Source organism: Janibacter zhangyanbonis, assembly GCF_050507325.1.
Lineage (GTDB): Bacteria > Actinomycetota > Actinomycetes > Actinomycetales > Dermatophilaceae > Janibacter.
This window is the reverse complement of the sequence record NZ_CP191481.1, coordinates 104,951-127,805: the sequence shown is the minus strand read 5'-3', so window position 1 is coordinate 127,805 and position 22,855 is coordinate 104,951. Positions and strand designations below refer to the sequence as shown.

At 72.5% G+C, this 22,855-nt stretch carries 22 protein-coding genes; 15 read left to right on the top strand and 7 right to left on the bottom strand.

Features of this window, described 5'->3' with window-relative positions:
- Nucleotides 1–78 precede the first annotated feature (78 nt).
- Together ACQBJO_RS00670 and ACQBJO_RS00665 are read left to right on the top strand one after the other, a co-directional pair.
- Nucleotides 79–1,257: a thiolase family protein gene (locus tag ACQBJO_RS00670; RefSeq protein ID WP_421007794.1), complete on the top strand. Its 1,179-nt coding sequence runs from the start codon at nt 79–81 to the stop codon at nt 1,255–1,257.
- Nucleotides 1,257–2,006, top strand: coding sequence for an enoyl-CoA hydratase/isomerase family protein (locus tag ACQBJO_RS00665; protein WP_421007793.1), 750 nt, complete (start codon nt 1,257–1,259; stop codon nt 2,004–2,006). Before ACQBJO_RS00670 ends, ACQBJO_RS00665 begins: the two co-directional genes overlap by 1 nt.
- Nucleotides 2,007–2,094: 88 nt before the next feature.
- On the opposite strand, the gene ACQBJO_RS00660 is transcribed toward ACQBJO_RS00665, so the two are convergent.
- Nucleotides 2,095–2,601, bottom strand: coding sequence for a DUF4395 domain-containing protein (locus tag ACQBJO_RS00660; protein ID WP_421007792.1), 507 nt, complete (start codon nt 2,599–2,601; stop codon nt 2,095–2,097).
- A gap of 74 nt (nt 2,602–2,675) precedes the next feature.
- Between ACQBJO_RS00660 and ACQBJO_RS00655 the strand changes: the two genes are divergently transcribed.
- A complete protein-coding gene (locus ACQBJO_RS00655) occupies nt 2,676–3,068 on the top strand; it encodes a hypothetical protein (protein WP_421007791.1) in 393 nt (130 codons plus the stop codon).
- 10 nt (nt 3,069–3,078) lie between these two features.
- A complete protein-coding gene (locus ACQBJO_RS00650) occupies nt 3,079–3,546 on the top strand; it encodes an aminoacyl-tRNA deacylase (protein ID WP_421007790.1) in 468 nt (155 codons plus the stop codon).
- 234 nt (nt 3,547–3,780) lie between these two features.
- On the opposite strand, the gene ACQBJO_RS00645 is transcribed toward ACQBJO_RS00650, so the two are convergent.
- Nucleotides 3,781–4,539: an SDR family NAD(P)-dependent oxidoreductase gene (locus ACQBJO_RS00645; protein ID WP_255184961.1), complete on the bottom strand. Its 759-nt coding sequence runs from the start codon at nt 4,537–4,539 to the stop codon at nt 3,781–3,783.
- Nucleotides 4,540–4,619: 80 nt separating this feature from the next.
- Between ACQBJO_RS00645 and ACQBJO_RS00640 the strand changes: the two genes are divergently transcribed.
- The 3 genes from ACQBJO_RS00640 (at nt 4,620) to ACQBJO_RS00630 (ending at nt 7,551) form a co-directional block, all read left to right on the top strand.
- Nucleotides 4,620–5,579 carry a 5,10-methylenetetrahydrofolate reductase gene (locus ACQBJO_RS00640; RefSeq protein ID WP_421007789.1) on the top strand — a complete coding sequence of 320 codons (960 nt, stop codon included), beginning with the start codon at nt 4,620–4,622 and terminating at the stop codon, nt 5,577–5,579.
- A gap of 170 nt (nt 5,580–5,749) precedes the next feature.
- Nucleotides 5,750–6,913, top strand: coding sequence for an LLM class flavin-dependent oxidoreductase (locus tag ACQBJO_RS00635; protein WP_421007788.1), 1,164 nt, complete (start codon nt 5,750–5,752; stop codon nt 6,911–6,913).
- Nucleotides 6,910–7,551 carry an FMN reductase gene (locus ACQBJO_RS00630; protein WP_421007787.1) on the top strand — a complete coding sequence of 214 codons (642 nt, stop codon included), beginning with the start codon at nt 6,910–6,912 and terminating at the stop codon, nt 7,549–7,551. The genes ACQBJO_RS00635 and ACQBJO_RS00630 overlap by 4 nt, the downstream gene beginning before the upstream one ends.
- 28 nt (nt 7,552–7,579) lie before the next feature.
- Here ACQBJO_RS00630 and ACQBJO_RS00625 read toward each other — a convergent pair whose 3' ends face one another.
- Together ACQBJO_RS00625 and ACQBJO_RS00620 are read right to left on the bottom strand one after the other, a co-directional pair.
- Nucleotides 7,580–9,064, bottom strand: coding sequence for a hypothetical protein (locus tag ACQBJO_RS00625; RefSeq protein WP_421007786.1), 1,485 nt, complete (start codon nt 9,062–9,064; stop codon nt 7,580–7,582).
- A 31-nt stretch (nt 9,065–9,095) separates the two neighbouring features.
- Entirely contained in the window at nt 9,096–10,016 is a 921-nt protein-coding gene (locus ACQBJO_RS00620; protein WP_421007785.1) for an NAD(P)H-dependent flavin oxidoreductase, read from the bottom strand.
- A 39-nt stretch (nt 10,017–10,055) separates the two neighbouring features.
- Between ACQBJO_RS00620 and ACQBJO_RS00615 the strand changes: the two genes are divergently transcribed.
- Both ACQBJO_RS00615 and ACQBJO_RS00610 read left to right on the top strand, forming a co-directional pair.
- The gene (locus ACQBJO_RS00615; RefSeq protein ID WP_421007784.1) at nt 10,056–10,739 is read left to right on the top strand and encodes a peptidylprolyl isomerase; all 684 of its coding nucleotides are present in this window, start codon (nt 10,056–10,058) and stop codon (nt 10,737–10,739) included.
- 26 nt (nt 10,740–10,765) lie between these two features.
- Nucleotides 10,766–11,101 carry an MGMT family protein gene (locus tag ACQBJO_RS00610; RefSeq protein ID WP_421007783.1) on the top strand — a complete coding sequence of 112 codons (336 nt, stop codon included), beginning with the start codon at nt 10,766–10,768 and terminating at the stop codon, nt 11,099–11,101.
- Nucleotides 11,102–11,248: 147 nt separating this feature from the next.
- Here ACQBJO_RS00610 and ACQBJO_RS00605 read toward each other — a convergent pair whose 3' ends face one another.
- Nucleotides 11,249–12,757, bottom strand: coding sequence for a DHA2 family efflux MFS transporter permease subunit (locus ACQBJO_RS00605; RefSeq protein ID WP_421007782.1), 1,509 nt, complete (start codon nt 12,755–12,757; stop codon nt 11,249–11,251).
- Nucleotides 12,758–12,869: 112 nt separating this feature from the next.
- On the opposite strand from ACQBJO_RS00605, the gene ACQBJO_RS00600 reads away from it, so the two are divergent.
- Complete coding sequence (locus ACQBJO_RS00600; protein WP_421007781.1) at nt 12,870–14,018, top strand: XdhC family protein; 1,149 nt, start codon at nt 12,870–12,872, stop codon at nt 14,016–14,018.
- On the opposite strand, the gene ACQBJO_RS00595 is transcribed toward ACQBJO_RS00600, so the two are convergent.
- The gene (locus ACQBJO_RS00595) at nt 14,009–14,569 is read right to left on the bottom strand and encodes a nucleotidyltransferase family protein (protein WP_421007780.1); all 561 of its coding nucleotides are present in this window, start codon (nt 14,567–14,569) and stop codon (nt 14,009–14,011) included. The genes ACQBJO_RS00600 and ACQBJO_RS00595 overlap by 10 nt on opposite strands.
- A 170-nt stretch (nt 14,570–14,739) precedes the next feature.
- Here ACQBJO_RS00595 and ACQBJO_RS00590 point away from each other — a divergent pair, with 170 nt between their 5' ends.
- From ACQBJO_RS00590 to ACQBJO_RS00570, 5 genes are all read left to right on the top strand, one after another.
- Nucleotides 14,740–15,408: a TetR/AcrR family transcriptional regulator gene (locus ACQBJO_RS00590; protein WP_421007779.1), complete on the top strand. Its 669-nt coding sequence runs from the start codon at nt 14,740–14,742 to the stop codon at nt 15,406–15,408.
- The gene (locus ACQBJO_RS00585; RefSeq protein WP_421007778.1) at nt 15,405–16,361 is read left to right on the top strand and encodes an ABC transporter ATP-binding protein; all 957 of its coding nucleotides are present in this window, start codon (nt 15,405–15,407) and stop codon (nt 16,359–16,361) included. Before ACQBJO_RS00590 ends, ACQBJO_RS00585 begins: the two co-directional genes overlap by 4 nt.
- Nucleotides 16,358–17,947: an ABC transporter permease gene (locus ACQBJO_RS00580; protein ID WP_421007777.1), complete on the top strand. Its 1,590-nt coding sequence runs from the start codon at nt 16,358–16,360 to the stop codon at nt 17,945–17,947. The genes ACQBJO_RS00585 and ACQBJO_RS00580 overlap by 4 nt, the downstream gene beginning before the upstream one ends.
- An 884-nt stretch (nt 17,948–18,831) precedes the next feature.
- Nucleotides 18,832–20,094: a beta-propeller fold lactonase family protein gene (locus ACQBJO_RS00575; RefSeq protein ID WP_421007776.1), complete on the top strand. Its 1,263-nt coding sequence runs from the start codon at nt 18,832–18,834 to the stop codon at nt 20,092–20,094.
- A 10-nt stretch (nt 20,095–20,104) separates the two neighbouring features.
- Complete coding sequence (locus tag ACQBJO_RS00570; RefSeq protein ID WP_421007775.1) at nt 20,105–20,998, top strand: diacylglycerol/lipid kinase family protein; 894 nt, start codon at nt 20,105–20,107, stop codon at nt 20,996–20,998.
- 79 nt (nt 20,999–21,077) lie between these two features.
- Here the strand turns inward: ACQBJO_RS00570 and ACQBJO_RS00565 are convergent, their stop codons facing one another.
- On the bottom strand, nt 21,078–22,559 hold the full coding sequence (locus tag ACQBJO_RS00565; protein ID WP_255184946.1) for a peptide MFS transporter: 1,482 nt from the start codon (nt 22,557–22,559) through the stop codon (nt 21,078–21,080).
- Between the last annotated feature and the right edge of the window lie 296 nt (nt 22,560–22,855).

The window sequence follows — 22,855 nt, the reverse complement described above, 5'->3', positions numbered from 1 at the left end:
CGTGGGACCCACTCAGGGACTACGAGGAGGTGGTGGGATGCTGACCCCCGAACGCACCCACCGACCACGGAGCAGCTGATGAGCACCGAGAAGATCGTCGTCGTCGACGGCGCCCGTACCCCGACCGGAAGCTTCGGCGGGATGTTCAAGGACACCCCGGGCTTCGAGCTCGGCGCCGAGGCCAGTCGGGTGGCGCTGCAGCGTGCCGGCGTCGCCGGTGAGGACATCTCCGAGGTCGTCATGGGCTGCATCGGCCAGGTCGGCCCCGACGCCTACAACGCGCGTCGCGTCGCCGTGACCGCCGGCCTGCCGACCAATGTCCCGGCCTACACGGTCAACCGCCTGTGCGGCTCGGGCCTGCAGGCGATCTGGTCCGCCGCGATGGAGATGCGGTGGAACGACCTCGACTTCACCCTCGCCGGCGGCGACGAGTCGATGACTCGGATGCCCTTCTACGACTTCGGTGCCCGCAGCGGCTACAAGCTCGGCAACCGCCAGCTGCAGGACGGCACCGTCCTCATGCTCACCGACCCCTTCCACGACATCCACATGGGCGTCACGGCGGAGAACGTCGCGAAGAAGTACGGCGTCTCGCGCGAGGAGCAGGACGAGTTCGCCCTCGAGTCGCAGCGCCGCGCCGCGACCCCCGAGGCGCAGGCCGCCTTCGCCGAGGAGATCACTCCCTTCGAGGTCGGGGGCCGCAAGCCCTTCACCGCCGACAAGGACGAGCACCCCAAGCCCGACACCACGCTCGAGACCCTGGCCAAGCTGCGCCCGGCCTTCGCCAAGGACGGCACGGTCACGGCAGGCAATGCCTCGGGCATCAACGACGGCGCCGCCTCGGTCGTCCTCGGCCGCGAGTCCGCCGTCGCCGAGCGCGGCCTCACCGGTCTCGTCAGCCTCGAGGCCGTCGCCACCGCCGCGATGGAGCCGGAGCTCATGGGCTACGCGCCGACCCATGCCCTGCGCGCGCTCTTCGAGAAGACGGGGACCTCCCCTTCGGACATCGGCTCCATCGAGCTCAACGAGGCCTTCGCCTCGCAGGCCGTCGCCGTCATCCGCGACACCGAGCTCGACCCCGCGCGGGTCAACCCCTATGGCGGCGCCATCGCCCTGGGTCACCCGGTCGGCGCGACCGGCGCGATCCTCACCCTGCGCCTGGCCAAGGACATGGTCCGCCGCGACCTCGAGCTCGGCATCGTCACGATGTGCATCGGGGGCGGCCAGGCGCTCGCCGCGATGTTCCGGCGGATCTGATGGCGGTCGTCGAGTACACCGTCGCCGACGGTGTCGCCCACATCGAGCTCAACCGGCCGGAGTCGGCCAATGCCCTCGACCTGGCGCTGGGTGTGGCCCTGCGCGAGGCCGCCGAGCGTGCCGCCGAGGACGAAGGGGTGCGCGCCGTCGTCCTCAGCGGTGCCGGCAAGCGCTTCTGCGGGGGCGGCGACATCGCCTCCTTCGCCGACTCGCAGGACACCGCAGGTGACCTCTACGAGCTCGCCGTCGCCGGGGACGCGGCCGTGGCCGCGCTCGAGGCGCTCGCCAAGCCGGTGGCCGTCGCCGTCCACGGGGCCGTCGCCGGCGCCGGGCTGGGCATCATGCTCTCCGGGGACGTCGTCATCGCGGCCGAAGGCACGAAGTTCGTCGTCGCCTACCCGAAGATCGGACTCAACCCCGACTGCGGCACCTCGACCCTGCTGCCCCTGGCGATGGGCCGGCAGCGGGCGCTTGCCTTCGCGCTGCGCGACCAGCCGCTGTCGGCCGACGAGGCCCGGGACCAGGGCCTGGTCGCCGAGGTCGCCGCCGACCCGCTCACCCGGGCCCGTGAGCTCGCGGCCACCTGGGCCGCCGGACCGGCCGGCGCCTACGGCCAGACCCGACGACTGCTGCGGGCTGGCTCCCTTCGCTCTCGTGAGGAGAGCGGTCAGGACGAGGCGGAGACGATCCGCGCCCGGGCCGCACTGCCCGAGACGCAGGCGCTCTTCGACGCCTTCCTCGGTCGCTGAGAGCCGCCGGGGGCAGCACGCCCTGAGTCGAAGAAGAAGCGCCCGGTCGACCGGGCGCTTCTTCTTCGAATGAGGTGGGGCCGGCGACTCAGGCCGTCGTCACCGGCTCCTCGACCGCCGGGCGGCGACGGGTGATGTCGGCGCAGGCCTCGCAGGTCTCCTCGGGGATGACGCCCAGGCGCATGAGGTGACCGAAGGCCCAGCAGCCGGCGCAGAAGCCGAGCGCCGCCTCGAGGGTCGCGAAGACGACGAGCACGCCGAGCACGATCCCCGCGGCGGTGTGCAGGCCGAGGCCGAGGGCGAGCACAGCTGCGGTCGTCGAGAAGGCCAGGCCGATGCCCTGGGCGAAGCGCTTCGGCGGGCCCGGGGTGAGTACCGGCTCGCCGAGTCGCGGCGCGACGACCCGCATCGCCAGCCAGCCGAGCGGGCTGAGCCGGGGCCCGGCGAGGACCCGGCCGAGGAAGCCCAGCGCGAGCGGCACGAGCAGCCACCACCAGCCGCTCACGAGCGTCAGCGCGCTGATCGCGACGACACCGGTGGCGACCGTGCGCGCCGCCTTGTCGTTGACCGGGTTGGGGAAGGTGAAGAAGGCCATGCGTCCAATCATAAGCCTGCGTTTGGGTATTCATAACGTCATGTGATGTGTGCGTGCTGGCAGGATGAACCGTCATGGACTCCGTGACGCGCTTGCTGACCGTCGTCGACCTCGACGGTGGCGCCAACGGCCCCCGGTCGATGTCCGTGTCCGCGCTCCACCTGGCCGTCCTCGACGACGGCACCCGGCGGGTCCTGCTCGCCGACCGTGGCTGGACCACCCAGGGCCCCGACGACCTCTGGCAGCACACGACCGTCGAGGAGATCGCCGAGACGGCTGTGACCGTGGTCGGCCCGGACGAGCCCGACGAAGACCTCACGGCTGACGACATGGCGCAGGCCCACTGGGAGTACCTGGCGGAGCACTTGCGGACGCAGGGAGTGGCTGCTCGCGCCGCCGAGCTCAGCCGGCTCCAGCACGACGTCGAGCTGAGCCAGCGCCTGAGAGCGCGACTCGGGCGGCCGTAGGCTGCTGACCATGGAGGGCGGCACCCGAGCGGCACGAGCCCTGACCGACAGCGGCATCGAGTACACGATCACCCGGCACGGCATGGTCCGCTCCCTCGAGGAGGCGGCCGCGGCCCGCGGGGTCGAGCCGCGCGACATCATCAAGACCCTGGTCGTGCGAAGGGGGGAGGGTGACCACCTCTTCGTCCTCGTCCCCGGCGACCGCCAGATCTCCTGGCCCAAGCTGCGGGCGCTGCTGTCGGTCAACCGGATCTCGTTGCCGGACAAGGAGATCGCCCGCGAGGTGACCGGCTACGAGCGGGGGACGATCACCCCCTTCGGCTCGCTGCGGGCCCTGCCGGTCATCGCCGACGAGACCGTCGCCGGCCGCACCGTCTCGATCGGCGCCGGCGCCCACGGCGTCGCCGCCACCCTCGACGCCGACGCCATGCTCGCCCACCTCGACGCCCAGGTCGCCGACGTCACCGACCCCGCCTGACCGGCCCCTTCGAGACGGGCGCGGGGCGCCCTCCTCAGGGACCGGGGCAGATGGGAGCGGGCGCAGGGTGGGGGTCGGCCCGACTCATGGGAAAGTCCCGACCCTGCTGCGCCCGGTGAGGCGTCTGCGACAGGAGTCGGGACTTTTTCCTTAGGGCCACCCCCAGCCCTGCGCCCGCGAACGGACCCTTCGAGACGGGCGCGGGGCGCGCCCCTCAGAGACCGAAGCGCGAACTCAGCGAGGAGCCATGCGCAGCGACCCGTCCATGCGGATGACCTCGCCGTTGAGGTAGTCGTGGTCGACGATCGCCAGAGCCAGCTGGGCGTACTCATCGGGGCGGGCGAGGCGCTGCGGGAAGGGAACTCCCTTCGCCAGGCCCTCGCGGAACTCCTCGCTGACGGTCGCGAGCATCGGGGTCTCGACGATGCCGGGGGCGATGGTCATGACGCGGATGCCGTGCTGCGCGAGGTCGCGGGCGGCGGGGAGGGTGAGGCCGACGATGCCGCCCTTGCTCGAGGAGTAGGCGGCCTGGCCGACCTGGCCGTCGTAGGCGGCGATCGAGGCGGTGTTGATGATGACGCCGCGGGCGCCGTGCTCGAGGGCCTCGGTCTGGGAGATCTTCTCGGCGGCGAGGGTCAGCACGTTGAAGGAGCCGACGAGGTTGACCTGGATGATCTTGGCGTAGAGGCCGAGGTCGTGCGGGCCCTTCTTGCCGAGGATGCGCATCGACGGGCCGATGCCGGCGCAGTTGACCACGGTGCGCAGCGGGACGCCGGCGCCGGCGGCGGTGTCGACCGCGGCCTGGACCTGCTCGGGGTCGGTGACGTCGACGGCGACGTACTCGATGCCGTCGACCTGCGGGGCACCCTCGATGGCGGCCGGCAGGTCGAAGGCGAAGACGCGCGCGCCGCCCGCGGCGAGCGCTGCGGCGGTCGCCGCGCCGAGGCCCGAGGCTCCTCCGGTGACGATGGCGGCGGTGTCGGTGATCTGCACGGTGCTCTCCTCGAAGGGGGATGGTGTCCGGGTGTCGGGCCGAGCCTAGCCAGTGGCCGGTGGGCGGTTACGGTGCCCGCATGAGCGAGCTCCCTCCGGAGGAATCCAAGACCCCCTCCCCCGGCGACTTCCCCGCCGCGGTGCGCAACCCGCGCGAGGTCCTGCTCTTCGGCATCACCCCTCCCCGCGCCGAGACCGCCCCCGAGCGGATCAGCGAGATCGCCGCGCGGACCCTCGCCCGCGTCGAGGCCCTGCCCGTCGACGCCCTCGTCCTCTACGACATCACCGACGAGGCCGACCGCAACGCGACCCCCCGCCCCTTCCCCTTCGCCTCGATGCTCGACCCGGGCGACTACCTCGACCGCCAGCTCGCGCGCTGGGACCGGCCGGCGATCGTCTACCGGGCCGTCGGCAAGTACCGCGAGGAGGAGCTCGCCACCTGGCTGCGGGCCGCGCCGGACAACGTCCTGACGGTCTTCGTCGGCAGCTCGAGCAGCGACGCCGAGGTGAGCACGACCCTGCCGCGCGCGCTGGAGTTGCACCGCGAGGTGCGGCCGAGCCTGCCGCTCGGCGGCGTGACGATCCCCGAGCGCCACTCGGGCCGCGGTGACGAGCACGAGCGCCTGCTGCGCAAGCAGCACGCGGGTGCCGGCTTCTTCATCAGCCAGATCGTCTACGACATCGGCGCGGCCAAGAACCTCGCCTCCGACTACCGCTATGCCGTCGTCGAGGACGAGCTCGACCCGGCGCCGCTGATCTTCACGCTGTCGCTGTGCGGGTCGGACAAGACGCTGAGCTTCCTCGAGTGGCTCGGCGTGCGGGTGCCCAGTTGGGTGCGCAACGAGATCGTCCATGCCGACGACCCGCTGAAGTGGTCCCGCCAGCACGCGCTCAACGCCGCCCGCGAGCTCACCGACTTCTGCCGCTACCTCGGCATCCCCTTCGGCTTCAACATCGAGTCCGTCTCCAGCCGGCGGGTCGAGATCGAGGCCGCCGAGGAGCTGACCCACGAGGTCGCGGCCCTGCTCGAACGGGACTGACCGAGGGCCTGGACGGCAACTGAGCAAGAGAAACTGCCCCTTCGCAAGGGTTTCAAACCCTTGCGAAGGGGCAGTTTCTCGGGTCACCCGAGAATCTCGAGGCCTACGGGAATGCATCGCCAGCCCGCTGCCGTTGGACTAGTTGACGATTCAACAAACTTGGAGTGGCAATGCAGTTCGGACTCTTCTCCGTCGGCGACGTGACGATGGACCCCACGACCGGTCGCACGCCGAGCGAGGGCGAGCGGATCCACGCGATGACCCGGATCGCGCTCAAGGCCGAGGAGGTCGGGCTCGACGTCTTCGCCACGGGTGAGCACCACAACCCGCCCTTCGTCCCCTCCGCGCCGACGACCCACCTCGCCTACATCGCGGCCAAGACCGAGCGCCTCAAGCTCTCGACCGCGACGACGCTCATCACGACGACCGACCCGGTGCGCATCGCCGAGGACTACGCCTTCCTCCAGCACCTGTCGGGCGGGCGCGTCGACCTGATGATGGGCCGCGGCAACACCGGCCCGGTCTACCCGTGGTTCGGCAAGGACATCCGCCAGGGCATCCCGCTGGCGATCGAGAACTACCACCTGCTCCGCCGGCTGTGGCGCGAGCAGAACGTCACCTGGAAGGGCCAGTTCCGCACGCCGCTGCAGGGCTTCACCTCCACCCCTGCGCCACTGGACGGCGTCGCCCCCTTCGTCTGGCACGGCTCGATCCGGTCCACCGAGATCGCCGAGCAGGCCGCCTTCTACGGCGACGGGTTCTTCCACAACAACATCTTCTGGAACATCGAGCACACCGCCCAGATGGTCGGCCTCTACCGCCAGCGCTTCGAGCACTACGGCCACGGCGCCGCCAGCCAGGCAATCGTCGGGCTCGGCGGGCAGGCCTTCATGGCCGACACCGAGGCCGAGGCCAAGCGGATCTTCCGGCCCTACTTCGACAACGCGCCGGTCTACGGGCACGGGCCGTCGATGGAGGACTTCACCCGGCAGACGCCGCTGACCGTGGGCACCCCCGAGATGGTCATCGAGCGCACCCTCTCCTTCGCCGACCACGTGGGTGACTACCAGCGTCAGCTCTTCCTCATGGACCACGCCGGCCTGCCGATCGAGATGGCCCTCGAGCAGGTGGAGATCCTCGGCCGCGAGGTCGTGCCGGTGCTGCGAAGGGAGTTCGAGGCACGTCGTCCCGAGGGCGTGCCGAGCGAGCCGCCGACCCACGCGTCGCTGGTGGCCGAGGGCCCCGACAGCCCGCACCGTAAGGTCGTCACCAGCCCGGTCGCCATCGCCGAGCAGGAGGCGGCGGCGCAGCGCGAGGAGGTCGCCACCCGATGAGCAGGTCCGTCGTCGTCATCACCGCTGGGCTCTCGTCGCCCTCGAGCACCCGGCTGCTCGCTGACCAGCTCGCCGACGCCACCCGCGCCGCCGTGGGCGGGCGCGGCGAGTCGGTCGACGTCGAGTTCGTCGAGCTGCGCGAGCTGGCCGTCGAGATGGCCCAGACGATGGTCTCGGGCAACCGGCCGACGCCGGGCCTGGAGGCCGTCAAGGCCAAGGTCGACGCCGCCGACGGCCTGATCGCCGTGACGCCCGTCTTCACCGCGAGCTACTCCGGCCTCTTCAAGACCTTCGTCGACCTGCTCGACAAGGACGCGCTCATCGGCAGGCCGGTGCTCGTCGCGGCCACCGCGGGCACGCCCCGGCACAGCCTCGTGCTCGAGCACGCGATGCGCCCGCTCTTCGCCTACCTGCGCGCGGTCGTCGTGCCGACCGCGGTCTTCGCCGCGACCGAGGACTTCGGTGGCGACGCCGACCTCGAGCGCCGCGTGCACCGTGCCGCGGGCGAGCTCGCGGCCCTGGTCGTCGCCGAGCGCACCGGAGTCGCCGGCTTCGCACCCACGGGTGACGAGGCGAGCGGCCCGCTGGGCCCGGTGACCGACTTCAGCCAGCTGCTGCGCGGGCACGACGGGAGCTGACCTCCCTTCGTCCGGCTGGCGGCTGCGCTCAGCCCCGCAGCCGCCGCCGAAGGGAGCCGGGCAGGCCGGCCACGGCGGCGACGCCGAGCGCGGTCTTGGGCTCGTAGCCCACGCGCCACAGACCACCGTGGGCCGCCGCCTCGCTGAAGAGCTCCTCCGGGTGCGCGCGCTGCGGGGTCTCCCGCACGAGGTCGCGCACGAGCAGCGCCGCCATGAGGGGCCGCACCGTCTCGGGGCGGAAGACCTCGACCCCGAAGTGGTGCGCGCCGCCGTAGGCCGCGCCGAGCACGGGGTTCTTCGTCACCGAGCGGGTCCACGTCGCGGGCGCGACGTTGAAGGAGACGGTCTGGCCGGCTCCCTCGGCGGCGACGCCCCGCCAGCGCTGCAGCCGCTTGGCCACCGCGTAGTTGGGCCCCTGCTGCGGCACGAGGACGTCGGCGATGCCGGACTCCCCCGCGCGGGCGTCGCGGTAGGCCGGCGCGAAGAGCCGCCCGCGGCCCAGCGCGCGGGCCGGCGCCTGCACCCCCTTGAGCGCGAATCCCCGTGCGGCCCAACGGCGCCGGGACTCCTCGACGACCTCCGGCGGCACGACAAAGGCATCGGTCGGCGTCGCCAGCCAGGCGAGCGCGGTCCGCGCGTCGTCGTCGGTGAGCTCGCCCATGAGCAGGTCCATCGCGGCGCTCACCCGCACGTGCACACCCGAGTCGGCGTAGGCGTGCATGCCGACGGCGAGCGGCTCGTCGCCGCGCACCCGGCGGACCCACTCGAGGACCTGCCCGGGCTGGTGGACGACGTCGGCGCCGGAGTCGCCGGCGGCGTCGACGGGGAAGGTCAGGGTGCCGGCACCGCGGCTCGCCAGACCCTTCTTGTAGCGCCAGGCGCGGCTGCGCGGCAGGTCGATGGCGAGCACGTCGGCACCCCACGACAGCAGCGTCTCGAGCGGCCCCATCTCCGCGCCGGCCCCGACGAGCAGCGCGCGGTGGCCGGGCAGCGCGAGCCACTCCGGGTGGTCGATGACCTCCCCGACCGCCTCGGCGAAGGAGGGCTCGACGAGGCCGGCGTCGACCCAGGCGCCGAGCTGACCGCGCAGCTCCTCGCCGGCGAGCTCGCGATCGCCGACGGGGACGCGCAGCTCGGTGACCGGCTCCGCCGTGCCGCGCACGCTCTCGGTGCCGAAGGGGGCCGCCCCGGCGGGCATCCCCGCGTGCGCCTGCTCGAGCGGCACCTCGCTGCCGGCCTCGTCGACGAGGACCATCCGGCGGCGCATCGAGGCGAGCCCGTCGGCGGCGATCCGGCTGGCGGCCTCGGCCGAGCGGGCGCTGGCGGCGGTGACGTCGTGGACGAGGTCGACGTAGTCGGTGCGCCACTCCCGGGCGCCGTCGATGCGCTCGGCGAGCGCAGGGTCGACACCACGGACCGAGTCCGCGAGGACCCCCTTCGTCGTGGTGGTCGTCGACCGCTTGCCCTGGTCGTCGGCCGGGAAGTGCACACCCGCGGTGGTCTCGTCGCTCATGCCCTCATCCTGTGACGGCGCTCACGTCAGATCAAATGCCGTCCACGAGCGACCGCACGACGCTCGCCGCGTCGGTCTCGGAGGTGAGGCGGTCGACGCCCACCCCGGCGTAGAGCGGGGTGTAGCCGGCGTCGCCCCGCTCCCGGCCGTCGGCGTGCTCGGCGCGGGCGGCGTCGGTCATCGCGTCCTCGTCACCGGCCCACCGCTGGACGAAGGGGGTGTCCACCGCCCGTCCGCCGAACTCCCGCGGCCACGCGAGGTCCTGCGCGACGTCGTGCACACGCGAGTAGCGGGTGGCGTCGGCGGCGACGAGCGCGGCCCGCGCCGCCGGCGAGTTGTCGGCCTCGACGCAGGTGAGGAAGGGGGTGCCGCACCACACCCCGGCCGCTCCGGCACCCATGACGCGAGCGACGTCGGCGGCGGTTGAGATGCCGCCCGCGGCGAGCACCGGACGGTCGGTCGCGGCCAGGGCCATCGCGAGCAGGTCGTCGGTGGCCACCTCGTCACGCCCGTGTCCGCCCCCTTCGCCACCGCGGGCGACGACGACATCGGCGCGCGCCTCGATCGCCTGCTCGAGATCGGCCGCGTTGCCGACCTGGCAGGCGACGAGCAGACCCCACTCGTGCAGGCGGCCGACGGGCTCGACGAGGTCGCCGAAGGAGACCGACACGAGCTTGGGCCGCGAGAGGCCGGCGAGCGAGGTGATCGCGTCGATCTGCTCGTCGAGCTGCGGCACCCACGCCATGAGCCCGATGCCGAAGGGGGTGGCCCCCTCTCCCGCGATCGCCGCCTGCTCGGCGATCCACTCCGGCGACGAGGTGCCGCGGGCGCCGATCATGCCGAGCCCGCCCGCCGCGGAGACGGCGTGCGCGAGGCGGCCGCCGGCGACGCCGGCCATGGGGGCGCTGATGATCGGATGGGTCGTGCCGAGCAGGTCGGTGATGGCGATCATGTCCCTCATCATGCTCCGTGCGCTCCTAGACTCCCGCCCATGACCCGACGCGCCGCCGCCCTTGCCGCCTCCGCCGTGCTCGCCCTCGCCGGGTGCGGCTCCGACGACGGGTCCGGGGACGGGTCCGGGGCCGGCGGGGCGTCCGGCGCCGAGACCACGGCGGTCAGCGGCGAGACCGAGTGCCCGCCGGAGGGCGGCGCCGAGGTGCGGGCCACGAGCTTCGAGCAGGCGCCGCCGATGTGCATCGACGAGGCGAAGACCTACACCGCGACGATGACCACCGACGCCGGTGAGGTGACGATCGAGCTCGACGCGAAGCAGGCGCCCAAGACGGTCAACAACTTCGTCGTGCTCGCGCGCTACAAGTACTACGACGGGCTGACCTTCCACCGGGTCATCAAGGACTTCATGGCGCAGGGCGGCGACCCGTCGGGCGACGGCAGCGGCGGGCCCGGCTACGAGTTCGACGACGAGCTGCCGCAGCAGGGCGACTACGAGATCGGGTCGGTCGCCATGGCCAATGCCGGCGCGAACACCAACGGCTCGCAGTTCTTCATCATCACCGGCGACGCGGGCGTGCAGCTGCCGCCGAGCTACAGCCTCTTCGGCAAGGTGACGAAGGGGATGGATGCGGTCGAGAAGATCGAGGCCGACGGGTCCGCCGGCGACGGCGCCCCGGCCAAGGTGCACACCATCGAGAGCGTGACGATCGCGGAGAAGTAGGCGCGGGGTAGAGGACGGGAGCAGTCGTGGACGACGTCCTCGTCGAGCGGGTGCTGCGGGCGGTCGAGCTCGTGCCCCGGGGCCGGGTCGTCTCCTACGGCGACCTCGCCGCCCTCGTCGGCACCGGCCCGCGTCAGGTCGGCGCCATCACGCGCGTCTACGGCGGCAACGTCACGTGGTGGCGGGTGACCAATGCGTCGGGCGACCTACCCTCGCACCTACGGCAGGCGGCCTTCGTCGAGTGGGCGGCCGAGGGCATCGAGGTCAAGCCCAACCGTCTGGGCTGCCGGATCCGCGACCACCGCGCCGATCTGGAGGCGCTGGCCGCCGCGTGGGAGGCCGCGGTCGCCGACCTCGGGTGAGCGGCGGGGCGCGCGAGTCGATGTATCCGGGTGAGTCCCAGCGCACCGAGGTACATCAACCCAACGGTGGCCCCGACCTCGACCACGCGAGTCGATGTATGAGGGTGGGTCCCAGCCCACCCGGATACATCAACCCAACGAAGGGGGTCAGCCCCGCTGGTGGCGCATCTGCTCCAGCGCCAGGGCGGCGAGGGCGCCGGCCGCGAGGACCGCGGCGGGCATGAGCAGCGACTCGGCGAAGGCGGACGACAGGGCCTCGGCGACCTGCGGGGGCAGGGCTGCGGGACCGGCGGCGGCGCTCCCTTCGCCCGAGCCGAAGCGCTCGGCCGCCTGCGGACCGAGGTGGGAGGCGATGCGGGCCGACATCAGCGCCGCGATGGCCGCCGACCCGATGACCGAGCCGACCTGGCGGGTCGTGTTGTAGATGCCCGAGCCGGCGCCGGCGAGGTGGATCGGCAGGTTGCGGTTGGCCGTCGTCGCGAGCGGACCCCAGATGCACGCCCCCGTGACACCGATGAAGGTCATCGCGACGCACACCGCGACGATCGACGAGTCGGGGGTCATCAGACGCGAGAGAACGAAGAGCGTCACGGCGAAGCCGCCCAAGCCGAGCGTCGGCAGCACCCGCGGGTGGATGCGGTCGACGAGCTGACCGACCGGGCGGGCGAGGGCGATCGACGCAATGGCCTGCGGCGCCATGAGGAGCGCGGCCTCGGTCGGCGTGTAGCCGCGCACGCTCTGCAGCCACACGAGCAGGGGGAACATCATCGCCGTCACCGACAGGCCCATCGTGGTGATCGCGAGGTTGGACAGCGAGAAGTTGCGGTCGCGGAAGAGCCCGAGCGGCACGAGCGGCTCGGCCGGCCCGCGCGCCTGCCACACGACGAAGCCGACGAGCACGAGCACCCCGGCGCCGATGAGCATCGGGACGGTGAGTGGCCCGACGATCTGGCCCCAGTCGTGGCCTTCGCCCTCCTGCAGTCCGAAGATCACGAGGAAGAGGCCGATGGCCGACAGGCCCACGCCGACCCAGTCCATCTGGTGCGCGTGCTGCTGCAGCCGCGGCACGAGCCGGGCCGCGGCGACGAAGCCGATGATGCCGACGGGCACGTTGATGAAGAAGATCCACTCCCAGCCCGCCGAGTCGAGGAGCAGGCCGCCGAGCAGCGGGCCGACGAGGAAGGCGACGCCGGCGGTCGCGCCCCACAGCGCCATCGCGGAGCCACGCCGCGCGGGCGGGAAGGTGCGGGTGATGACGGCCATCGTCTGCGGGGTCATCATCGAGGCGCCGAGGCCCTGGACGACGCGAGCGCCGATGAGCCAGCCGATCGTCGGGGCGAGCCCGCAGGCGAGCGAGGCGAGGGTGAAGATCGCCAGCCCGGCGAGGTAGAGCCGCTTGGGTCCGAAGCGGTCGCCGAAGCGGCCGGTGATGAGCAGGGGCACGGCGTAGGCGAGCAGGTAGGCGATCGTCACCCACAGCACCGGCTCGATGCCCGTGTCGAAGGACTCCATGAGAGCCGGCGTCGCGATCGAGACGATCGAGACGTCGACGAGGATCATGAAGAAGCCGACGACGAGGGCCCACAGCGCCGGCCACGGGTTGTCGGGGAACTCGTCGTCGCTGAGCACGGGCGCCTGGCCCGCCTGGGTCGTCATGGGAAGGACGCTACGCCCGAGGGCTGACAGTCCCGCCATGCGTCGTCGGGAGGCGGGGCCGGGCCCACCGGCCTAGGCTGCGCAGGCGTCATCGCCGACCGAAGGAGTGCCCGTGCACGACGTCCTCGACGACCTCGAGACTGCCTGGCACGCCGGTCGGTCCGTGGGCCTGGCGACGCTCACCGGCACCTGGCACTCCGCCCCGCGCCCGCCCGGCGCGACGATGCTCGTCGACGAGGACCGCGCCGTCGGGTCGGTCTCGGGCGGCTGCGTCGAGGGGGCCGTCTACGAGCTGGCCCGCGAGGTCGCGGCCGAAGGGAGCCCGGTCCTCACCCGCTACGGGGTGAGCGACGGCAACGCCCTCGAGGTGGGCCTGACCTGCGGCGGTCAGCTCGAGCTCTTCGTCCAGCCGGTGTCCGCCACGACCTTCCCGGAACTGCCGGAGGTCGTCGCCGACATCCGCTCGGGCCGACCGGTCGCCGTCGCGACGGTCATCGAGCACCCGGACCCCGCCCTCGTCGGCCGGCGGCTCGTCGTGCGGCCGGAGGGTCTCGAGGGTCGGCCGCGGGCGGCCTCCCACCTCGACCAACGGATGAGCACCCGACAGGTCGCGGCGCTGACCGACGACGCCCGGGGGCTGCTCGCCCAGGGCCTGTCCGAGGTCCTCACCTACGGGCCCGACGGCGAACGTCGCGGCGAGGGCATGCGCGTCTTCGTCGAGGCCTTCGCACCGCCGCCGCGGCTCATCGTCTTCGGCGCGATCGACTTCGCCTCGGCGATGGCCGACCAAGGGCGACTGCTCGGCTACCGGGTCACCGTGTGCGATGCCCGGCCCACCTTCGCCACCGCGGAGCGGCTGCCAGGGGCCCACGAGGTCGTCGTGCGCTGGCCGCACGAGTACCTGCGCGAGGAGGCCGAGGCCGGTCGCATCGACGCGCGCACGGTCCTCACCGTCCTCACCCACGACCCGAAGTTCGACACCCCCCTCCTCGAGGTCGCCCTCCGCCTCGAGCGGGTCGCCTACGTCGGCGCGATGGGTTCGCGCCGCACCCACGACCAGCGCCTGGCGCAGCTCCGCGAGGTCGGCATCACCGACGAGGAGATCGCGCGGCTCAGCTCCCCCATCGGCCTCGACCTCGGCGCCCGCACCCCCGAGGAGACGGCCGTGTCGATCGCCGCCGAGATCATCTCGCTGCGCTGGGGCGGCGCCGGCTCGCGCCTGTCGGACCGGGGCGGCCCGATCCACCACCCTCACTCCTGAGGCCGGTCCACGTCCTGCCCGGTCGCGAGGTCGGCGCACTCGACGGTCTCGGCGTCGTGCCGCCGCAGGTAGTCCGCGGCCCCACGGTCCCCGTCGAGCTCGGCGACGAGCGGCGCCCAGTGGTCGCGGCCGATGAGCACCGGATGCCCCGGCCTGCCGGAGTACACCGCCCGGCGAAGGGAGCCCGCGCCCACCTCTTCCCCGAGCAACCGCCGCGCCACGGCAGCGGTGACGTCCGGCAGGTCGACGAGGTGGACCAGGGCGGCGTCGGCCTCACCCTCGCCCAGCACACGCAAGCCATGGCGAAGGGAGTGACCCACCCCCTTCGCCCAGTCCGGGCAGTGCGTCCACGCGGTGTGCGGCAGGTCCAGCTCCGCCCGCTCCCCGCTCGCCCCGAGTACGACGAGCGTTGCGGCACAACCCCCTTCGTCCAGGACGGACACCGCCCGGGCCAGCCAGGAGGTGCCGTCGGGATCGGTGACGAGAGCCTTGGGCCGGCCCATCCGACGACCGGCGCCGGCCGCAAGGAGGAGTCCGTGGACGAGGGCCATGGGCACGACCTTAAGGAAATGCGGCCCCTTCGACCCCGGGGGCGCACGACCTTAAGGAAATGCGACCAGGAGTGCGCATTGCCCAACGGCAATGCAGCGTGGAGTGAGCATTGCCGTTGGGAAATGCGAAGTCTTGACCGGGGACTGAACGCAGGTTTAGCCTGCTGAACATGAGTTCAGTCGACGATCGGACCGGGCGGGCGCGGGTGCGCGATGCCGCCCTCGAGCTCTTCGCCGAGCGCGGCGAGGACGCCGTGACGATGCGGCAGATCGCCGAGCGGGCCGAGGTGTCGCCGGCGCTCGTGGTCCACCACTTCGGGTCGAAGGCCGGTCTGCGCGAGGCGGTCGTCGAGCACGTGCGGGCCTGGATGGACGAGCTCTTCGACCTGTCGACCGACACCGACCTCGCCGAGGACATGCAGGCCGCCCAGTGGGCCTCCATCGGCGAGATGCTCCAGCAGGCACTGCCGGAGCGGTCGCCGATCATCCCCTACCTGCGCCGCCTGCTCATGGGCGGCGACCCGCTCGCCACCGAGCTGCTCACCGCCTGGCACCGGCGCACCGTCGAGGTCTTCCGCATCTGGGACGCCGCCGGCAAGCTCGTCGCCGGCCCCGACCCCGAGATGCGTGCGGCGCTGGCGATGTCCTCCGACCTCGGCACCCTCTTCCTCGCCGACCACTGGCGCCAGATCCTCGGCGTCGACCCGCTGCGCGGCGAGGGTCTCGCCCGCTGGGGCGACGAGGCGATGCGCTTCTATGCGGCAATCTTGCCCACACCCGATACAGCCGCAGACGGCGACATCGGGACCCCACCCCCTTCGTCCGAGGAGTCCGCATGAACGACGCCGTCATCCATGCCGAAGGCCTGCACAAGACCTATGGCAGCACCCACGCCCTCGACGGTCTCGACCTGCACGTCGGGGCCGGCGAGGTCCATGGCTTCCTCGGGCCCAACGGCGCCGGCAAGTCGACGACGATCCGGGTCCTGCTCGGCCTGACCCGCGCCGACGCCGGCCGGATCACCGTGCTCGGCGGCGACCCGTGGCGCGATGCCGTCGCGCTGCACCGTCGCCTGGCCTACGTCCCCGCCGGCGTCACCCTCTGGCCCGGCCTGACCGGCGGCCAGTGCATCGACGTCCTCGGGCGGGCGCACGGCGGGCTCGACGACAGGCGGCGCCGTGACCTCGTCGAGCGCTTCGACCTCGACACCCGCAAGCGCACCCGCGACTACAGCACCGGCAACAAGCAGAAGGTCTCGCTCATCTCCGCCCTCGCCGCCGACGTCGACCTGCTCCTCCTCGACGAACCGACCTCCGGCCTCGACCCGCTCATGGAGCAGGTCTTCCAGGAGTGCGTCCGCGAGCGCGTCGCCGAGGGCACGACGGTGCTGCTCTCGAGCCACATCCTCGGCGAGGTCGAGGCCCTCGCCGACCGGGTGAGCATCATCCGCGCCGGCCGCACCGTCACCACCGGAACCCTCGCCGACCTGCGCCGCAGCACGAGCAGCCGGGTCCACGCGGTCACCGATGTCCCCCCCGGGCTCACCGGGGTCGCGGGGGTCACCGCCCTGGACGAAGGGGAGGTCGACGGCCGCGTCGAGACGCGCTGCCACGTCGAGGCCCAGGACATCGCCGAGGTCGTCGGCCGGCTGCACGCCGCCGGCGTGCACACGTTGACGATCGAGCCGCCGAGCCTGGACGACCTCTTCCTCGAGCAGTACCGGGGTGAGCCGGCTTCGAGGCTCGCTGGCGCTCGCACCTCAGCCAGCGAGGGTGCGGGTGAGCAGCGATGAGTGCGCTCAGCATGGCGGGGGTCGGGACGAGCCTGCGGGTGCAGTGGCGCACCGGGTGGAAGGCCGTCGTCGGCTGGGTCCTCGGCCTGACCGCGATCGTGCTGCTGACGACGACGTCGATCACCGGCCTCTACGACACCCCGGACAAGCTGCGCTCCTACGCCGAGACGACCGCCGGCCCCGGCATGAGGGTGCTCAACGGCGCGGTCGCCGGCACCGACACCCTCGGCGGCGTGCTCGTCAACGAGCTCGGCTTCGTCGTCGCCTTCGGCATCCCGCTGCTCGCGATCGCCCTCACCGTCCGCGGCACCCGCCGCGAGGAGGAGGCCGGGCGCCTCGAGCTGCTGCTCGCCTCGCGGGTCGGCCGTCAGGCCCCGCTCGTCGCAGCGGTCGTCGTCGCCCTCGCGGCCCTCGTCGGACTGGGGGCCCTCACGGCGCTCGCCTTCGTCGCCGCCGGCGCGCAGACGAGCGGGTCGATCGCGTACGGCGCGGCGCTCGCCACGCTCGGAGCGGTCTTCGTCGGGGTGAGCGCCGTGCTCGCCCAGGCCTTCGGCCACCAGCGCAGCGTGTGGGCCGCCAGCCTCGCGGTGGCCCTCGCCGCCTACCTCGTCCGCGGCGCCGCGGCCATCGACGAGGGCCCGGCCCTGTGGGCCACGCCGCTCGGTTGGTACGACAAGGTGGCGGCCTTCGGGGAGACGCGAGCGCTCCCCTTCGCCCTGAGCCTGGGCACCACCGCCCTGCTCCTCGCCCTCGCCCTGTGGCTGTCGACCCGCCGCGACGTCGGCGGCTCGCTCGTGCCGGCGCGGACCGGGCCGCGCCGGGCGAGCGCAGCGCTCGTCGCTCCCTTCGGCCTGGCCGTCCGCGAGCACCGCGGCACGACGCTCGGGTGGGCGGTGCTCGTCGCCGTGCTCATGGGCACCTACGGCTCGCTCATGCAGACCGTCATCGACGCGATCACGGGCAACCCCGACCTCGAGGTGTGGATCGCCGGCGGCGAGAGCGGCATCGTCGAGCCGATGGCCGCGATGTTCGTCCTGCTGCTGTCGATCCTCGTCGGCGGCTACGTCCTGCAGTCGCTCGGGTCGCTGCGACGCGAGGAGACCTCCGGGCGCCTCGAGCTGCAGTTGAGCGAGGCCCGCAGCCGCACCGCCTGGCTGGCCCCGCACCTGACCGTCATCGCCGTCGGCACGCTGCTCGTCGGCGGCGCGGGAGCCCTCGCCCTCGCGCTGAGCACAGCTGCGGCACTGGGCGACTCGTCATGGGTGACCACCCTGCTGCGGGCCGCGCTGCAGCACCTGCCGGTCATGCTCCTGCTCGGCGGCATCTCGCTCGCGCTCTTCGGCTGGCGCCCCCGGCTCCAGGCCGGGGCGTGGGTGGTCTTCGGCATCGCGGCCGTCATCGGCTACATGGGCCCCGGCCTGCAGCTGCCGTCATGGCTCGTCGAGTGGGCGCCCTTCGGTCTCGTCGGCAACGTGCCCGCCGACGCGCCGGACGTCACCGGCACCCTCGTCGCGGGCGTCGGCGGGCTGGTCCTCGTCGTCCTCGGGATCGTCGGCTTTCGCCGCCGCGACGTCCCGATGCACTGACTCCCGGCCCGAGTCGTGAGCGGAGGGCACCCCTGCGGCCCTCCGCTCACGCTCGGCGTCCTGGTGCTGCCGCCGCATGATCTCCGCCCGGGCGAGGAGCAGCCCGGCGAGGATCGGGAGGATGTACTTCAGGTGGTCGAGGACCCACACGAGCCACCCCGGCGCGCTCCAGTCCGGCCACGGGATCGACGGCAGGTCGATCGAGGGCCACGGGATGGTCGGCAGGTCGAGGTCCGGCATCGGGATCGACGGCAGGTCCCAGTCGGGCCACGGGATCGACACGACGAAGCGCGCCGCGAGCGCGGCGAGCAGGATCGGGATGACGACCTTGCCCACCCCGGCCGCGACGTGCCGGGCGGCGTAGAGGCGGGGCCGGGCCCGCATCCGCTCCTCGCGCACCGCGGCCGGGGACCCCGGCTCGGGCACGAGGTCGAGCCCGCCGACCCCGACCTGGGCCTTGGCCTCGGCCACCGAGCGCTCTCCCTCGAACCACGTCGCCCGCACCGGCTTGCTCAGCGTGGTGAAGCGAGCGCGCACGGCCCCGACCTCGTCGGCGAGCGCGTGCTCCTCGTCCGCGACGAGGTAGAGGTTGTCGGCCGCGGCCGACGTCGCGGTCGCCAGCTCCTCGTCGTCGACCCACCACGTCGCGGAGTTCTTCCACCCGTCGCCGACGGAGGTCTCGACCCGGTGCCGGCGACCGTCGATGACCATCTCGTAGACCTGCGTCCCTCCCATGACGACGACGCCCGGGACCGCCACATCGGCCGAAGGTCTCCCCCTTCGTCCGCCTTTGGGGAGCGGTTTGGTCAGGTCCGGTGCGCCTCCGACCCGTCGACCCGCTGCGCCCCTAGGTTGCTGGGCAACTCCGACCTGCAGAGGTGCCCGTGAAGATCAACAACGACCCGGTCTACGTGCAGCGCCGTCGCATCGCGACGGTCGTGGCCATCGTCGTGCTCATCGTGCTCGTCGTCTGCCTGGCGAAGCTCTTCGGCGGCGAGGACGAGGCCGCGGCCGACCCCAAGGCGGCACCCGCAGCGACGAGCGCCGCCCCCGCCAAGCGGGCCGAGCCGGCGAAGGTCGAGAAGGCGGCGCCCAAGGTCCGCCCGGCGAAGAAGCAGGGTGCCGAGGCCGCCCCGGCGGACTCGTCGATGGTGCGGATCCAGCGGATCTCGGGCCCGATGACCCCGAAGTCGGTCGTCGCCTCGCGCACGGGCCACGTCTTCGCGCAGAACATGATGTACAGCCACTCGGTCACCGCCCTCACCCCCGACGGCGCCATCGAGGAGACCATCCCCGACGGGGTCGACCTCGCCGACTTCGGCATCAAGGGTCACCCCGGCACGAGCAAGGGCGCCCCGGTCGAGATGGCCTTCAGCCCCGACGGCAAGACCGCGTGGGTGAGCAACTACGCGATGTACGGCCAGGGCTTCTCCCCCGAGGGTGCCGACGCGTGCACCGGGCCGGAGGGCATCTCCGACAGCTATCTCTACAAGATCGACACGGCGACCCACGAGATCAAGGACGTCATCCAGGTCGGCGCCGTGCCCAAGTACGTCGCCGCGACCCACGACGGCAAGAAGGTGCTCGTCACCAACTGGTGCTCCATGGACCTCGACGTCGTCGACACGGCGAAGGGGAAGGTCGTCACGACGATCCCCATCGACGGCAAGCACCCCCGCGGCATCGCCATCACCCCGGACGACAAGACCGCCTTCGTCGCGGTCATGGGCTCGGACAAGACGGTCAAGGTCGACCTCGAGTCGGGCGAGGTCAGCGACTTCGCCGCGACCGGTGACGGCCCGCGCCACCTGCTCGTCTCCCCCGACGGCTCGAAGCTCTACGTCTCCAACAACGGCGCGGGTACCGTGAGCGAGGTGGATGCCACGACCGGCAAGACCCTGCGCGAGGTGCAGGTCGGCAACCAGCCGCGCTCGATGACGATGAGCCCGGACGGCGGTGCGATCTACGTCGGCAACTACGGCAGCAGCACGGTGAGCAAGATCCGCACCAAGGACTTCGAGGTCGTGCAGACCGAGAAGACCGACGCGCTGCCCATCGGCATCACCTACGAGCCCACCAAGAAGCGCGTGTGGGTCGCCAGCTACGGCGGCACGATCGTCGTCTTCGACGACTCCCGGACGGTGTGAGGGCCGCGCCATGAGGATCGGGCTCGTCCTCAATCCTTCGAAGGGGGGATGGGAGCGCGCCCTCGAAGGTGTCGTCGCCACGGCGCAGGCCGCCGGCTGGCCCGACCCCGACGTCCACCTGACGACCCGCGAGGACTGCGGGCACGGGCAGGCCGCCGCAGCGGTCGAGGCGGGGGCCGAGCTCGTCGTCGCGGCAGGCGGTGACGGCACGGTCCGGCACGTCGCGCACGCCCTCGGCGGCACCGGCGTCGAGCTGGGCATCGTGCCGATCGGCACGGCCAACCTCCTCGCCCACAACCTCGAGATGCCGCGCACGGTCGAGGCGGCCGTCGAGGTGGCTCTCACCGGCCGCGCCCGTCCCGTGGACCTGGGTCTCGCGCAGGTCGACGACGAGGCGGCGGACCTCCCCTTCGTCGTGCTGGCGGGGATGGGCCACGACGCGGCGACGGTGGCGGCGGCCAACCCGCGGCTCAAGGACCGCATCGGCTGGCCTGCCTATGTCGCGCCGGCGGCGGTCACGGCGCTGCGGCGGCCGGTGCCCGTGACGGTGCGCCATGACGGCGGCGAGCCCGAGCACCTGCGGGTGTGGAGCGTGCTCGCGGCCAACTGCGAGCGGGTGCGGGCCGGCGTGCGGATCGCGCCGGGCGGTCTCGTCGACGACGGGCTCTTCGACGTGCTCGAGGTGACCGTGCGGCGTCCCGGGCAGTGGCTCGGCGTCGCGGCGAAGGGGGTCTTCCGCCTCCCCGGTGACGTGGCCGGGCTGGCGACGCGGGCCTCGCGCGAGGTCGAGGTCGTCAGCGAGCAGCCGCTGCACGTGCAGCTCGACGGCGACGTCGCCGGGCCCGCCCGGCGGCTGCGGGTGCGGTGCGAGCCGCACGCGCTGGCGATCCGCGTCGCGGGCTGAGCACCGGCGCCCGCGAGTCGATGTATTCGGGTGAGCTCCAGCGCACCCAGATACATCGACCCGGCGGTGGTGACCCGGGTCAGGCGTGCTCGGGCTCGGCGTCCTTCATGCGCGCGTGCACCCACGGCGACAGGGCCGCGAGGACGACGCCGACGACGACCGCCATGACGCCCAGGGTGATGAAGAAGGTGCCGTCGGGCAGCCCCTCCATCGCGCGGATGAGCTGCGCGGCGAGCGACTGGCCGGTGGCGACGGCGAGGAACCACAGCGCCATCGCCTGGCTCGTGAAGGCCTTGGGCGCGAGCGAGGTCGTCGCCGACAGGCCCACCGGCGAGAGGCAGAGCTCACCGAGGGTCTGGATGACGAAGACGCCGACGAGCACCCACACCGGGGAGGTCGCGCCGGGGAAGGCGGCCGAGGCCGCCGACAGCAGCACGAAGGACAGGCCGGCGAGGGTGACACCGAGGGCGAACTTCATCGGCGTCGACGGGAAGCGACCGGCCCGGCGCATCCACAGCAGGCCGAAGAGCGGCGCGAGCAGCATGATCGAGACCGGGTTGATCGACTGGAACCACTCCTCGGAGAAGTGGAACCCCAGCGAGTCGAGGTCGGTCCGGTTGGCCGCGTAGGCCGCCATCTTGGACGCCGCCTGCTCGAAGATCATCCAGAAGAGCACCGCGCCGACCCACATCGGCAGGTAGGCGGCCAGGTGGGTCCGCTCGCGGGGCGTGACCTGCTTGCTGCGGAACATGACGACGAAGTAGGACACCGACGCGACGACCGACAGGATCGAGATCGTGTCGATGACCGCGTCGGCCCAGGCGCCTCGCAGCGCGCGGGTCGCCAGGAGCAGGACGACGACGAGCGCGACGAGGCCACCGGCCAGGAGCGGGACGCGCGCCCGGTCGCGGGGCTGCAGCGGGTTGGGCACGAGGTTGGACTCGGGCGCCAGCGTGCGACGGCCGACGACGTAGGCGATCAGCGCGAAGAGCATGCCGACGGCGGCGGCGAGGAAGCCCGCGTGGTAGCCCCACTGGTCGCGCAGGAAGGCGACGACGAAGGGGGAGAAGAAGCTGCCGATGTTGATCGACATGTAGAAGATCGTGAAGGCCGAGTCCTTGCGCGCGTCACGCTCCTCGTAGAGGTGGCCGACCATCGCCGAGACATTGGGCTTGAGCAGACCGGTACCCAGGGCGACGAGCGCGATGCCGAGCCAGGACGTCGCCGGCGAGGGGACGGCGAGGCTCACGTGCCCGGCCATGATGATGACGCCACCGACGAAGACGCTGCGCTGGGCGCCGATGACCCGGTCGGCCAGCCACCCGCCGACGACCGAGAGCAGGTAGACCGCGGCACCGTAGGTCGCGACGACCGCCTCACCGAGCGACTGGTCGAGCCCGAGCCCGCCGTTCGCCGCCGTGTCGACGATGTAGTAGAGCAGGATCGCCCGCATCCCGTAGTACGAGAAGCGCTCCCACAGCTCGATGTTGAAGAGCGTGGCGAGCCCTCGGGGGTGACCGAGGAAGGTGCGTTCGGCCGGCGGTGTCGCGGCGGTGGTCATGGTGACCCTTCTGGTGGTGGTCAAAAACGCCGGACACGATACGCCCGTGAACTGGGTGGTCCGAACCAGTCAATCCTCTGCCCGCCTCCGGACGAAGGGGGACGACACCCACCTCCGGGCGCTCCCGGCCACGAGGGCCGGCGCGCTGCCGAAGTCCTTCGTCCTCGCGTGGTCGCGTTGTCGTTCTCGACTTCGGCTTGACGCTGCGCCAACCCTCCTTGCCGTCCGCTTGGTGCGCAGCCGCCCCCCCGTCCCTGAGGAGCAAGGCAGCCCGCGGCCGCAGCGTCTCGAAGGGC